This window comes from Streptomyces flavusporus (assembly GCF_046267975.1).
In the GTDB taxonomy this organism is placed as follows: Bacteria; Actinomycetota; Actinomycetes; order Streptomycetales; family Streptomycetaceae; genus Streptomyces; species Streptomyces flavusporus.
Window position 1 is genome coordinate 286520 of the sequence record NZ_CP176503.1, and the last position, 13053, is coordinate 299572.

The 13053-nt window shown below is 68.6% G+C and carries 13 protein-coding genes and 2 pseudogenes; 10 read left to right on the forward strand and 5 right to left on the reverse strand.

Annotated features, from left to right (window positions below; genetic code table 11):
* The first annotated feature begins 16 nt into the window (after nt 1-16).
* The gene (locus ACKTSN_RS01550; protein WP_409467404.1) at nt 17-2992 is read left to right on the forward strand and encodes a glycoside hydrolase family 2 TIM barrel-domain containing protein; all 2976 of its coding nucleotides are present in this window, start codon (nt 17-19) and stop codon (nt 2990-2992) included.
* Between the two features lie 176 nt (nt 2993-3168).
* Here the strand turns inward: ACKTSN_RS01550 and ACKTSN_RS01555 are convergent, their stop codons facing one another.
* The 5 genes from ACKTSN_RS01555 to ACKTSN_RS01575 form a co-directional block, all read right to left on the reverse strand.
* On the reverse strand, nt 3169-3600 hold the full coding sequence (locus ACKTSN_RS01555) for a DoxX family protein (protein WP_409467405.1): 432 nt from the start codon (nt 3598-3600) through the stop codon (nt 3169-3171).
* 170 nt (nt 3601-3770) lie between these two features.
* Entirely contained in the window at nt 3771-4607 is an 837-nt protein-coding gene (locus tag ACKTSN_RS01560; RefSeq protein ID WP_409467406.1) for a carbohydrate ABC transporter permease, read from the reverse strand.
* Nucleotides 4604-5584: a carbohydrate ABC transporter permease gene (locus tag ACKTSN_RS01565; protein WP_409467407.1), complete on the reverse strand. Its 981-nt coding sequence runs from the start codon at nt 5582-5584 to the stop codon at nt 4604-4606. Before ACKTSN_RS01565 ends, ACKTSN_RS01560 begins: the two co-directional genes overlap by 4 nt.
* Nucleotides 5585-5586: 2 nt before the next feature.
* Nucleotides 5587-6888 (reverse strand): ABC transporter substrate-binding protein, encoded by a 1302-nt coding sequence (locus ACKTSN_RS01570; protein WP_409467408.1) that lies wholly within the window; start codon nt 6886-6888, stop codon nt 5587-5589.
* A gap of 73 nt (nt 6889-6961) precedes the next feature.
* Nucleotides 6962-8203 (reverse strand): aminotransferase class V-fold PLP-dependent enzyme, encoded by a 1242-nt coding sequence (locus ACKTSN_RS01575; protein WP_409467409.1) that lies wholly within the window; start codon nt 8201-8203, stop codon nt 6962-6964.
* A gap of 230 nt (nt 8204-8433) precedes the next feature.
* Between ACKTSN_RS01575 and ACKTSN_RS01580 the strand changes: the two genes are divergently transcribed.
* From ACKTSN_RS01580 to ACKTSN_RS01620, 9 genes and pseudogenes are all read left to right on the forward strand, one after another.
* Complete coding sequence (locus tag ACKTSN_RS01580; protein WP_409467410.1) at nt 8434-9135, forward strand: FadR/GntR family transcriptional regulator; 702 nt, start codon at nt 8434-8436, stop codon at nt 9133-9135.
* Between the two features lie 149 nt (nt 9136-9284).
* Nucleotides 9285-9449, forward strand: a complete 165-nt coding sequence (gene rpmG, locus ACKTSN_RS01585) for a 50S ribosomal protein L33 (protein WP_409467411.1) — start codon at nt 9285-9287, stop codon at nt 9447-9449.
* Nucleotides 9450-9498: 49 nt separating this feature from the next.
* A pseudogene (locus tag ACKTSN_RS01590) lies at nt 9499-9620 on the forward strand (type B 50S ribosomal protein L31); the annotation flags it as partial.
* Between the two features lie 59 nt (nt 9621-9679).
* Entirely contained in the window at nt 9680-9802 is a 123-nt protein-coding gene (ykgO, locus tag ACKTSN_RS01595) for a type B 50S ribosomal protein L36 (RefSeq protein WP_409467412.1), read from the forward strand.
* Between the two features lie 381 nt (nt 9803-10183).
* Nucleotides 10184-10639 (forward strand): SRPBCC family protein, encoded by a 456-nt coding sequence (locus ACKTSN_RS01600; protein WP_409467413.1) that lies wholly within the window; start codon nt 10184-10186, stop codon nt 10637-10639.
* Between the two features lie 366 nt (nt 10640-11005).
* The gene (locus tag ACKTSN_RS01605) at nt 11006-11794 is read left to right on the forward strand and encodes a hypothetical protein (protein ID WP_409467414.1); all 789 of its coding nucleotides are present in this window, start codon (nt 11006-11008) and stop codon (nt 11792-11794) included.
* Nucleotides 11791-12096, forward strand: a complete 306-nt coding sequence (locus tag ACKTSN_RS01610; RefSeq protein WP_409467415.1) for a hypothetical protein — start codon at nt 11791-11793, stop codon at nt 12094-12096. The genes ACKTSN_RS01605 and ACKTSN_RS01610 overlap by 4 nt, the downstream gene beginning before the upstream one ends.
* Nucleotides 12093-12521: pseudogene (locus ACKTSN_RS01615) on the forward strand (class I SAM-dependent methyltransferase); the annotation flags it as partial. The gene ACKTSN_RS01610 and the pseudogene ACKTSN_RS01615, both read left to right, overlap by 4 nt.
* A gap of 199 nt (nt 12522-12720) precedes the next feature.
* Nucleotides 12721-12903, forward strand: a complete 183-nt coding sequence (locus ACKTSN_RS01620) for a hypothetical protein (protein ID WP_409475116.1) — start codon at nt 12721-12723, stop codon at nt 12901-12903.
* Nucleotides 12904-13053: the final 150 nt, after the last annotated feature.

Here is a 13053-nt window from a genome sequence, read left to right on the forward strand (position 1 = left end):
CGAAAGTTGTGACCTCTTGTCCTCCGAGCTTTCTGCGTATGTTTCGGACACCGCACCAGGGCGTGGCGCACTGCGCCCGGCGCGCTCGTGGCTGCACTCCGATGCCCCCTCTCGTTCGCTGAACGGACCTTGGCGTTTTCGTCTGTCGCCCACGGCGTCGGTGGCGGAGGACTTCGCGGCCGAAGGCTTCGACGACCACGGCTGGGACAGCATTCCGGTGCCCTCCCACTGGGTGCTCCAGGGCGACGGAATCTATGGTCGGCCGATCTACACGAACATACAGTTCCCGTTCCCGATCGACCCGCCCCACGTCCCGGACGAGAACCCCACCGGTGACTACCGCCGCCACTTCGACATACCCGCCGACTGGTCGGATGCCGCCCGTGTCGTGCTGCGGTTCGACGGTGTCGAGTCCCTCTTCAAGGTGTGGGTGAACGGTGTCGAGATCGGCAGCGCCAGTGGCAGCCGGCTCGCCCACGAATTCGACGTCACGTCCGCGGTACGCACCGGTGACAACGTCGTCGCCGTGCGGGCGCACCAGTGGTCGGCGGCCAGTTACGTCGAGGACCAGGACCAGTGGTGGCTGCCGGGCATCTTCCGCGATGTCACCCTGATCACCCGGCCGGCCGGAGGCATTGAGGACGTCTGGCTGCGGACCGGATTCGACGACGGGCACGGGCACATCGATCCGGAGGTCACCGCCGACGCGGCGGCATTCCCGGTCACCCTGCGCATCCCTGAACTCGGCATCGAGCAGGTCTGGGCGACGGCGGCCGATGTGGCCCCCCTCGACGTCGCCGGCGTGCAGCCCTGGTCGGCCGAACAGCCTCGCCTGTACGACGCCACCGTGTCAACGGCCGCAGAGAGCATCGCCCTGCGGGTGGGTTTCCGCACGGTCGAGATCCGCCGCGACCGGTTCCTGGTCAACGGCCGCCGCGTGGTGTTCCACGGGGTGAACCGCCACGAGGTCCATCCCCAGCGCGGCCGCGTCTTCGACGAGGAGCACGCCCGCGCAGACCTGGCCCGCATGAAGCGGTTCAACGTGAACGCAATCCGCACCAGCCACTACCCACCGCATCCCCGACTGCTCGACCTCGCCGACGAACTCGGATTCTGGGTCGTCCTCGAATGCGATCTCGAAACGCACGGCTTCGACAAGGTCGACTGGGCCGGCAATCCGAGCGACGACCCGGCGTGGCGCGCGGCATATCTGGACCGCATCCAGCGCACCGTCGAACGCGACAAGAACCATCCCAGCATCGTGATCTGGTCGCTCGGCAACGAAGCGGGAACCGGCAGCAACCTCGCCGCCATGTCGGCGTGGGTCCACGCCCGCGACGCCGGACGCCCCGTGCACTACGAAGGTGACTACACCGGCGAATACACCGACATCTACTCGCGCATGTACGCGACGGTGCTCGAGACCGAACAGCTCGGTACCGAAGGCGCACGCTCGACACTGATGAACTGCACTCCCGCACAAAGCGCCCGGCAGCGCACCAAGCCGTTCCTGCTCTGCGAGTACGCCCACGCGATGGGCAACGGGCCGGGAGCGCTCGACCAGTACGAGGCGCTGGTACATGAGTATCCACGGCTGCACGGCGGCTTCGTCTGGGAGTGGCGCGATCACGGCATCCTGACCACGGCCCCGGACGGGACGCCGTACTACGCCTACGGCGGCGACTTCGGAGAGGTCTTGCACGACGGCAACTTCGTGATGGACGGCATGCTGTTGAGCAACGACGTCCCGACGCCCAGCCTCCACGAGTACAAGGCAGTCGTACAGCCGGTCCGTTTCGTCTTCGACGGTGACACAGTCGCGATCACGAACCTGCGGCACTCGGCCGATACGTCCGACCTGCGCTTCCGCTGGCGCGTCGAGCACGACGGAACACCCGTGGACTCCGGCGCCTTGGAGGTCCCCGTCGTCACGGCGGGCGAGTCGCAGCGGGTGCCGCTGCCCAAGATCCCGGTCTCCCCGGACGCCGAAACATGGCTCACGATCGACGCGGTGCTGGCAGCCGGAACCCCGTGGGCACCCGAAGAGCATGTGATCGCAACTGCCCAACTGGACCGCTCGATACCTCGTCCCGTTCCTGCTGTCCGGCTCCGGACCGGTTGGCAGCCGGGCGACGGAACGCTGACGCTCGGAATCGCCGAGTTCGCCAACGGATCCCTCGTCCGCCTCGCCGGCCGGGCCGCGACCGGCCCGCGGCTGGAACTTTTCCGTGCGCCGACGGACAACGACGAAAGCCCGTCCGACGGAGTCGAGGAGAGCGACGCCAGCATCGCCGGGGTGTCCAACGCCGACCTGTGGCGTCGCGACGGTCTCCACCGGCTGACCACGCGACGCATATCGCTGGAGCGCACCGCGGATGCCCTGCGCACCACCGACAAAGTCTCCGCGGCGAACTCCGCCTTGTCGGTCATGGTGGAGTCGGTCTGGTCACTCGAAGACGACGAACTGGAACTGCGCGTGGAGATCGAGCCTTCGGGCGGCTGGCGGACGGTGTGGCCGCGGATCGGGATCCGTTTCGACCTGCCCGACGGCACGGCACCCGTCGACGGCGCCGAGTGGTTCGGACTCGGCCCGCTCGAGTCCTACCCCGACAGTCTCCGCGCGGCACGCACGGGCCACTTCTCCTCCACCATCGGCGACCTCTCGGTCGACTACGCCCGCCCCCAGGAGACCGGGCACCGCTCCCAACTGCGCCGACTGACGCTGGCGAGCGGCGACACCGAGGTGCTGCGCATCGTGGCCATCCCCGACACACACGGACGTCGCCCCGGCTTCACGCTCAGCCGCCACACCCCCCAGCAGATCACACAAGCCGGACACCCCTTTGAGCTTCCAGATACGACGACCAGTCACCTGATCATCGACGCGGCCCAGCACGGGCTTGGCTCACGGGCCTGTGGACCGGATGTGTGGCCCGAGTTCGCACTTCGCCCTGAATCTCGCACGATCAGGCTTCGCATAACAGAAGGCTAGGTACTACGACCCGCCAGACAGGAACAGCACATACGCGTCTACGAGCGCGTGCGCAACGTTCGCGGGGAGCCGAGGGGGTACTCCTCGCCAGGCGATGCCGAGAAGACGGAGGGGGTTGCCACCCTTCGCGTCGCGGCGGGGCGGCCCCATGTGGACACTCCCGCGTGAACGCGGAGTCAGACGGACGAAGGGTTGGGCTGTGGTGCATCTGCGGGGCGACGAGCGCGGAGCAGACCGCTCACTGACAGGGCTCCAGGCCCTGTGAAGACGAGCAGAAGAAAGGCCCAGGAGTACAGAGCCGGGCTCTCGCCGCCGTTCTGCAACGGGAACAGTCCATCCTTCTGGTGGACGGTGAAGTAGGCGTAGGCCATGGCGCCCGAGCTCAGGAAGGCAGCGGAACGCGTACCCAGGCCGACCATGACGAGCACCCCACAGACCAGCTCGATCAGCCCGGCATACCAGTAGGGCCACTCACCCGCGTCGGTCGCCTTGCGGCCCAGCAAGCCGAACACGGTCGCCGCCCCTTGACAGGCGAAGAGAAATCCGATCACGAGACGAAACAGCCCGAGGGCCAGAGGTTGGTGACTGGTCAGCTTCGAGGTGTCCACCGTTGCTCCTGAGCTCCACAGAGACAGCTGTTGGGTGACCTGGCCACTACGTCGCTGTGATCACCTTCAGTCGCTTATACGTGGCCACGGGCTCCCCGGTTCACCTCACCTCAGCAGTTACCGATCGGTTACAGCGGCACTGCACAACACGCATCGGGCAGGTCTGCCCCTCACCCCTTCACCGCACCGGACGTGAGTCCCTGGACGATGTGACGACTGGCGAAGGCGAACAGCGCCATCGTGGGCAGGATGGTCAGTACGGCGGCCGCGGACATCGAGCCCCAGTCGATGTTGAAGCTGGAGATGAAGCCGTTCAGGGCCGTGGGGACGGTCTTGTTGCTGTCGCTGTTCATCAGCGTCACCGACAGGAACAGTTCGTTCCAACAGTTGACGAAGTTGAAGATGAACGCGGCCACGATGCCCGGACGCATCACCGGCAGCAGCACCCGGAACAGCGCTCCGAACCGGGACAGACCGTCGATCATGGCAGCCTCCTCCAGTGCGTCCGGGATGTTCTCGAAGAAGCCGCGCAGCATCACCGTGCAGAACGGGATGCACACGGCGACATAGACGAGGATCAGGCCGAGGCGGTTGTCGACCAGCTTCAGGTCGGTCATCAGCAGGTAGAGGGGTCCCAGCGCGATGAACGACGGGATCATCTGGGTGACCAGGGCCGCCATGAGGAGGGCGGACTTGGTGCGGAACTCGAAGCGGGCCAGCACGTATGCCGAGAGCATGGAGATCGCCGTGGCCACCGCGCCCGCGACGATGGCGACGAGGAGGCTGTTGGTGAGGTAGGTCCCGAAGTCGGCCGTGGCGAACAGGCCGCTGTAGTTCTCCAGTGACAGGTGCTCGGGCCAGTAGGCGATCGGGAAATGGAAGATGTCGCCGGGCGCCTTGAAGGAGGTCGCGGTGATCCAGTAGAGAGGGAAGACGGTGAAGGCCAGCCACAGCCCCAGGAAGGTGAACTTGACGGCTCGGCCGGCCGCGGTCTCCTTGCCGATCACGACCTCACCCCTTTCTTCTCACGCGTGGCCAGGAGGAAGAACACGGCGAACACCAGCAGCGCGGCCACCACGAGGAGGCCGAGCGCGGAGGCCCTGCCGTAGTCGCCCTGCTGCGTGATCTTGATCATCCAGGTGGTCACGATGTGCGTCTCGTTGTTCGGTCCGCCGCCGGTCATGCCGAAGATCAGATCCGGGAAGTTGAAGATCCAGATCACCCGGAGCAGCACGGTCAGTACCAGCGTGGTTCGGATGTACGGGATCGTGATCCGGAACAGTGTGCGCACCTTGCCTGCGCCGTCCAACGCGGCCGCCTCGTACAGCTCATCGGGGATCGACTGGAGGGCGGCCAGGATCATGATCGCGAAGAAGGTGACGCCGTACCAGACGTTGGCGATCAGCACCGCCACCATCGCCGTCTCCGGATCCGCCAGCCAGGCGATCGGCTCGTCGATCAGCCCGGCCTTCTCCAGCAGGTCGTTGACGACGCCGAACTCGCTGTTGAACAACCAGCGGAACAGGATGCCGATGAGGAATCCGGAGATCGCCCAGGGGAAGAAGACCAGCGCCTGGTAGAGCCCACGGAAGCGGAACCTGCGGCGCAGCCACAGGGCGAGCGCGAAGCCGATCACCAGCTGCGGGACGATCGAGCCGATCACCCAGACTGCGGTGTTGCCCAGTATGGTCCCCCAGGCCGGGTCGGCGAAGACGTCACGGAAGTTCTTCAGGCCCACCCAGGAGGTGTCGGTCAGGTCGGTCAACTTCCAGTTGCGGAAGGCCATCTGGCCGCCCGCGATCATCGGGTAGTACGTGAAGACCGCCACGAAGACCGCGGCCGGCGCCATGAAGGCGGCGATCAGCAGGCCGCGCCGGGTGGTGAACTCCCGCCTGCGGCGGCCTCCTTGGGGGACGCCTCCCTTGCGGGAGGCGTCGCCGGTGCCGGGTTGCGATGTCTTCGCCGGTGTGGACGCGACGGACATGGCTACTGCTCCTGCAGCCACTTCTCGGCCCAGTACGCGTCCCAGCCCGCCAGCAGCTCCTTGGGCGTCGCCTTGCCGAGGATCAGCTTCTGGACGTCGGCGTCGGCCTTCTGCTCCCACTCGGTCCACCACGCCACCCCGCGCGGCTGGGTCACCACCAGGTACTTCTCCGGATGCTCGGTCATGGTGACATAGCTGGACCAGGGGCCCGTCTTGTAGAACGGGTCGCCGGTTGCCGATTTCAGGATCGGCACCAGGCTGTTCTTCTTGGTGAACGTCGTCGACGCCTCGCCCTGGGAGAGGAACTCGACCAGCTTGACGGCCTCGGCCTTGTGCGTGCTGCCCTTCGCGATGCCCCACCCGGCGGTGGCCAGCGGCTGGACGGTCTTACCGCCGGGACCGGCCACCAGCGGAGCGGTGTCCCACTGGCCCTGCGAGATCGACTTGGACTGCGAGACCGTGGCGATCACCTCGGGGTCCTGCAGCAGGAAGGCCGTGGAGCCGTTGGAGAAGGCCTCGACCATCTCCGGATAGCCCCAGGAGACCGACGACTTGGGGGACGCCTGCTGGAAGAGCTTCAGGTAGGTCTCGAGGGCGTCCTGCGCCTCGGGGGCGGAGAAGATCGTGCGGCCGTTCTTGAGCTTGTAGCCGTTGGCCGGGTCGACCTGGTCGGCGACGTACGCCTCGATGACGGCGGTGGCGTTGCTGTTGGCGTTGGCGCCGCCACGGAAGGCGTAACCGTAGCGGCGCTGGGACGGGTCGTGGACGGCGGAGGCCTGCTGCAGCAGCTCCTCCCAGGTGGCGGGCGGCTTGCTGAAGCCGGCCTTGTCGATCAGGTCGGTGCGGTAGAAGAGGCTCAGCCCGTAGAAGCCGTACGGAATGAAGTACGTCCTGCCCTTGGCGTCCTGTGCGGCTTTGACGGCGTTCTCCGTCATGGCCTGCCAGCCTTTCCAGCCGTCGAGGTCCTTCTTCATGTCGTAGAGCCAGTCGTTGTTCGACCAGGGCCCGACGGTGATGTCGCGTACCTCCAGGACGTCCACGCCACTGCCGGACTGGAGCATCTGCTGCAGCTTCTGGTCGGCCTGTTCGGTCGGCGGGGAGATCAGGTTGATCTTGATCTTCGGGTTCTGCTGCTGGAAGTCGGCTATCAGGTCCTGCAGCAGATCGGTGCGCGTCGGATTGGTCAGGCTCTCGACCATGTTGAGGGTGACTGTTCCGCTCGCGTCGGGGCTCATGGTGGAACAGCCGGTCAGGAGCATCGCGGCGGCTGTACCGAGAGCGAGAGCTGCCGTCCTTCTTCTCATCGTGCTGACCTCTTCCCTGGTTCTTCCTTGAATGACGGCCGCGCCGGCTGCGGCGTGGGGACGGGGGTGCGCCCTACGGCGCGCGGTGCTGTTCGTGGGCCGTGCGGGCCCACTCGCCGAGGGCGGGGACACATTCCTCGGCGAAGTACTCGTAGTCGGCGGCGGTGTTGTAGACGTGGGCGGACAGCCGCAGGTAACCGGTGCCGCCGAAGCTGGTGAAGGCCGCCTCCACGCCCAGTTCGCGGGCCACCCGGTCGCGCAGCGCGTCGGCCTCGACCCGACTGGCGGCCAGGCCCTCCGGCAGTCGCACCAGGCGCATGCCGGGCACCGGCAGACCGACGTCGACGCGACTGTCCGTGCCGGTGAGTTCAGCGAAGGCAGCGCCGATCACGTGGGCACCGTAGTCGGCCATGTCGTTCATGTAGCGGCGGGCGGCGGGCCAGCCCCAGGTGCGGTCGACGAAGCCGAGCGCGGTAGGTGCCGCCAGGTAGGCAGTGGCGTCGATGGTGCCCTGCTGGTCGAAGCGGTCGGGGTATGGATCGGCTGCCCCCCAGGAGTCGATCAGGGGGTGGAGCCGATCGCGCAGCGGGCCGCGGGCGACCAGGGCCGCGGTGCCACGCGGGGCGCAGCCCCACTTGTGCAGGTTGCCGACCCAGAAGTCGTACGTCGCGTCGGCGAGCGGGGCGGTGAGGAGGCCGGGCGCGTGCGCGCCGTCGACCAGCACCGGGATGCCTCGGCGGCGTGCCTCCGCGCCGATCCGTTCCACCGGCATCCTGCGTGCGGTCGCCGAGGTGATCTGGTCGACGACGACGAGGTCGGTGGCCTCGCCGAGCTCGGCGAACACGGCCTCGCACGCCCGGTCCTCGTCCGCGTCCAGGGGCACCCGGGCGGTACGCACCCGACCGCCCCAGCGGCGGGCCAGACGCTCGGCGCCCATGGTCACGGCCCCGTAGCCGTGGTCGGTGACGACGATCTCCCCGCCGCGGCGACGGCTGAGGGCGCCGTACACGACGCTGGCGCCGGCGCTGGCGTTCGGCACCAGGGCGAGGTCGTCGGCGGCGACGTGCAGGAAGGCGGCGAGGTCAACACGAGTGGCGGCGATCCGCTGCGGCAGCGCAGGGAACCACACCACAGGTGAGCGTTCCATCTCCACGCGCAGCAGTTCCTGCCGCTCCTGCGCCACCAGCGGAACCGCCCCGAACGAACCGTGGTTCAGGTGCTTCAGGGCAGGGTCCAGCGACCACGCGCGGGCGGCGGGCCGGCCGTCGGCCAGCAGCAGGGGACGCGGCGCGGTGGTCACCTCTGTCTCGCTCACATGACTCCACATCTGCCGGGTTGGACGAGGCCGCAGAAATCAGACCCTCCGCGGGACACGTATGATGACTCGGCATCCTGGCATGGGTTTTTTGGTGGCGACAAGGGTCGTACAGTGAAAGTCATCAGATGACTTCTGGTCGATACGTCCGAGACATGTGACGACTCGCTACAGTGCCCAGGGGCGCTCCGGCGACACCGACGGTCCGCCAGGGGAGGAAGAGGGGTCGGATGTCCGCAGTCGAAAAGGCGTTCCACGGCCTACGGCACATGATCGCGACGGGACGTCTGGGTCCGGGTGAGCGCATTCCGCCCGAGGGCGAGCTCTGTGCGGAACTGGGCGTCTCGCGGGGGTCGTTGCGCGAGGCGGTACGGATGCTGGCCGCCCTGGGTGTCATCGAACCACGGCACGGCTCCGGCACGTACGTCTCCCAGCTCAGGCCCGAGGACGTCATCGGCAGCCTCTCGCTGACCCTGGAACTCCTGCCGTTGCCCGGCCTGTTGGAGGTCTACGAGATCCGGCGCGTGCTGGAGGCTCACGTCGCCGCCCAGGCCGCGGCCCGCTGCACGCCCGAGACGGTGCGTACGCTGTTCTCCCTCATCGAGGAGATGGAGTCCACCGACGACCCCGCCAAGGCCTCCGAACTCGACCACCGTTTCCATGCGGAGATCGCCCGCGTGGGCGGCAACCCCACCCTGGCGTCCCTGCTGGCGGTCTTCCGCGCCCGCTCCCGCAAGTACCAGGTCTTCACCCTGCCTGAGGGCCCGCGGTTGCGCAGCAAGAGCGACGAGGACCACCGCGTCCTGGCCACAGCCATCGCCGACCGCGACCCCGTTTCGGCGGCCGGCGCGGCCCAGGCGCACGTCGCCCAGACGGAACGGTGGCTGCGCGCGTTCATGCCACCGGTCGAGGAGGACAGCAGCACGGACTGACCGCAGGGCCTCCTGCAGCGGGCGACGCGACCGCGTGAGCGCCGCTTCCGTCGGGCGGGGGAATGTCCCGGTACGGCCCGCTGTTTCTACCGCCTGGCTGGCATGCGCTGATCAAGGGAGTGCCTGTCAGTCGGTGAAAGGAGAGCCTCATGGCACGCAGCACCGCGCGTCCCGTCGTCCGGCTGAAGTCGGCGGCCGGGACCGGTGTCACCTATGTGACGCGCAAGAACCGTCTGAACCACCCCGACCGGCTGGTTCTGCGCAAGTACGACCCGGTGGCCGGGCAGCACGTTCTCTTCCGCGAGGAGAGGTAGGACCAACGGCCTGCGCCGATCGGCGGACGGCCCCGAGAAAGGACATCTCGTGAGGCCGGGCCTCCATCCGCCTCCCGCCCGGTCGTCTTCCGCGACCGAGCCGCGGGCGAGGTGTTCCTCACCGGCCCGACCGCCGACTCGCCGCGGACGCTCGAGCGGCAGGACGGCCATGCGGCCCGGGGCCACCGCTCAGGGCGGCCGGAGCCAGAGAGCCCAACGAAAGGACACCCATGAAGGTGCGCAAGTCTTTGCGCTCGCTCAAGGCCAAGCCCGGCGCCCAGGTGGTGCGCCGACGGGGCATGACCTTCGTCATCAACCACAAGGACCCCCGTTTCAAGGCCCGCCAGGGCTGACCGCCCCAACCGGATGCGTCGACGGGCCGGCCTCCTTCCAGGGAGCCGGCCCGCCACTGTCATATGCGCCCGAGGCCGTGCGACAGGCGGCTGCGCTGCGCATGGCGATCGCCACCGGGGTCGTGACGGACATCGGGGTCTGGAACGGCGGGATGGGCCGCTTGCCGATGTAGGTGAGCGGGTTGGCGGCGGCCTTGTCGGGGCAGTCCGTGCGCGCGTGCGGGGTACTGCGCCCACGGTATGCGGCCGACCCGGGGCAGGAACGTGGGCACGCTCGCCGATCAGCGCGCCAGTCGGCCGTAGCGTCTCCGGCAGGAGTACGACGCGAAGACACAAACGGCAGAGAGGGCGCGATGATGCCATGGCGCGGACGAGTGGCGGTTGGGGCAGCAGCTGGAGGCGGACTGGTGGCCGGCCGGCTACCTGGGCCTGGTCAGCGGGGCGGTGTCCCTGGATGTGGGCGTCGGTCGGCGCACCAGCCCGCTCGGCCCGCAGACCGTCGACATCGCGGCACCCCAGGAGTTGGTCTTCAACATGGTGGCCCGCCCGTATCTCGGCCGCACCCCGCATGCGATGCGGGAGAAGCTGAACGTGCTCGAGCGCGGCAGCGACCTGGTGCTGGCCGAGCACTACACCCCTGTGGCAGGCGGACGGTTGAGGGCGGTCACGGTGGAGACGGTGCGCTTCAGCCGACCGGAGCGCGTCGACTTCCGCCTGGTGCGCGGGCCGGTGCCCGCGGTCGTCGAGTCCTTCCAGCTGGGCGAGCAGGCATCCGGCACCCGGCTGGTGTACGAGGGTGAGATGAGCACCGACGGATGGGCTCTGGGCGGGCGCTGAGGGCAGGCGGTGGCACGCCGCTGGGAGGCGACGGTCGCCGCTTCCCTCGCGACGATCAAGGCCGAGACCGAGCCCCGGACCGACCGCCGGTAGAGGCACGCGGTGGGTTCGGTGAGCGCGCTTACAGTTCCCGGCCGCCGGACGGCCGTAGCGTCGCGGGCATGGTGCTCCGACTGACGCTCGGCGCGATCCACACAGCGATGGCCGTCGGCCAGCTCGCCTCGTTCGACCGGATGCCGGACATCCTGTCCGCGTACGGGCTGGTGCACGGCGTCGCTGGGGCAGTGCTGGCCGTCGTGCTGATCGTCGGCGAGCTGGTGTGCGGGCTGTGGTTCCTGGCCCGGCCTCGATCGCGCGGCCACCCCGGTGTGGCTGTACACGGCCTTGTCGCTGGTGTGGAGCGGGCTGGCGGCGCAGGCGTACGCGCGCGGGCCGGCGGTGGAGCGGCCCGCGCGCGTACGCAACCGTGTCCCGGGCACGTCGGTCACCGTCTACCTGCAGTTCGACGGGTTCGACGCGCGCACCCATCATGAGATCCGCGGCCGGGACCTGCGCGCGCTCAAGCAGCGGGCGCTGGACCAGTGCGCCGCCGAGGGGCCGACCGTCACCCTGGTCGCCGCGGTCGAGCGCGGTCTGAACGAACACGAGCTGGGCGCGACCATCGAGTTCGGCATCGACCACCCGGCCGTCCGGTCGGTGGCCTTCCAGCCGGTCACCCACTCCGGTCGGCACGTCCCGTTCGATCCGCTGAACCGGCTCACGAACCCTGACGTGATCCGGCTGATCAGCGAGCAGTTGCCGGGCTGGTTCACCAAGGGCGACTTCCTCCCGGTCCCCTGCTGCTTCCCGACCTGCCGCTCCGTCACCTACCTCTTGGTCGACGGCGAGCCCGGTAACCGCACTGTCGTCCCCATCCCACGGCTGCTCCAGGTCGAGGATTACCTCGGCTACGTCACCCACCGCGTCCTGCCCGACGACGGAATCCGCGAGGCACTGGAGAAGCTGTGGTCCGCCTCGGCGTTCATGGGCACGGCCACGACCGAGGAGAAGCTGCACGCCGCCGCCGAGGCACTGGACTGCGCTGGGGTACCTCCCACGCTTTCGGCAGTGGGGGAACCTGCGGCATCGATCTGCCGTCCGCCGTCAAGGACTTGAACGACAAGGCGTTCATGATCGTGGTGCAGGACTTCCAGGACCCCTACACCCTCAACGTCAAGCAGCTGATGAAGTGCTGCGTGGAGGAGGTCACCCCGGACGGGCAGCTGATCCCGTTCTGCGCGTACAACTCCGTCGGATACCGCGAACAGATCCGCGCGCAGATGTCCGGCGTCCCCGTGGCCGACGTCGCGCCCAATGCGCTGCCACTGGCCGGCCGGCTCACCGACACCCCCTACGGCTCCAGGACCGCCCGCAGTGGTAACGGGCCCGAGCCCGCCGTCGAGGAGAGCGCACGATGACGGACCACAGCACTCGGCGGTCAGCGGGTGACGAGGTGAAAGTCTGCTGCGCCGCCGCGTACTCCTCCGACGTCGTCGCGCTGCTGCTCGGCGACTCCTACCACCCCGGCGGCACCACCCTCACCTGTCGCCTCGCCGACCACCTCGGCCTTGTTACCGACAGCCGGGTCCTGGACGTCGCCTCCGGCCGCGGGACGACCACCCTGCTCCTCGCCGATGCGTATCGCGTACGGGTGGACGGCGTGGACTACGCGGCTGCCAACACCGCCCTCGCCCAGGGCGCGGCCCAGGCCGCCGGGCTCGCCGAGCGGGTGGCCTTCACCACCGGCGACGCCGAACACCTCCCCTATCCGGACGGGCTGCTCGGCGCCGTGGTGTGCGAGTGCGCCCTGTGCGCCTTCCCCGACAAGACCCAGGCCGCCGCCGAGTTCGCCCGCGTCCTTGCCCCCGGCGGCCGACTCGGCCTCACCGACGTCACCGTCGTCCCCGACCGGCTCCCGCCCGAACTGATCGCGCTCGCCGCGCGGATCGCCTGCATCGCCGACGCCCGCGCTCGCCGACTACGCCCAGATCCTGGCCACCGCCGGGCTGCACACCCTCCGCATCGAACGACACGACCACGCCATGACCCGCATGATCGACCAGATTCAGGCACGGCTGGACCTGCTTCAGCTGACCGCCGCGCACAAGCTCGCCGAGGCCGGGGTGGACCTGGCGGCAGCCCCGGCTGCGCTGGCCGCCGCCCGCGCCGCCGTCGCGGACGGCGCCCTCGGCTACGCTCTGCTGATCGCCGAGAAGTCCGCCTGACAGCCGAGGCTTCTACCGGCCGGTACGTAAGCGTCCTCACATACCTGCACATGCCGACAGCTCTAGCGTCGAGACCGTATTGGAGATCCCCGCCGCACGAGAGGATGTGACGATCATGGCAACGACCGTCCACGTATCCCCGAAGACCGC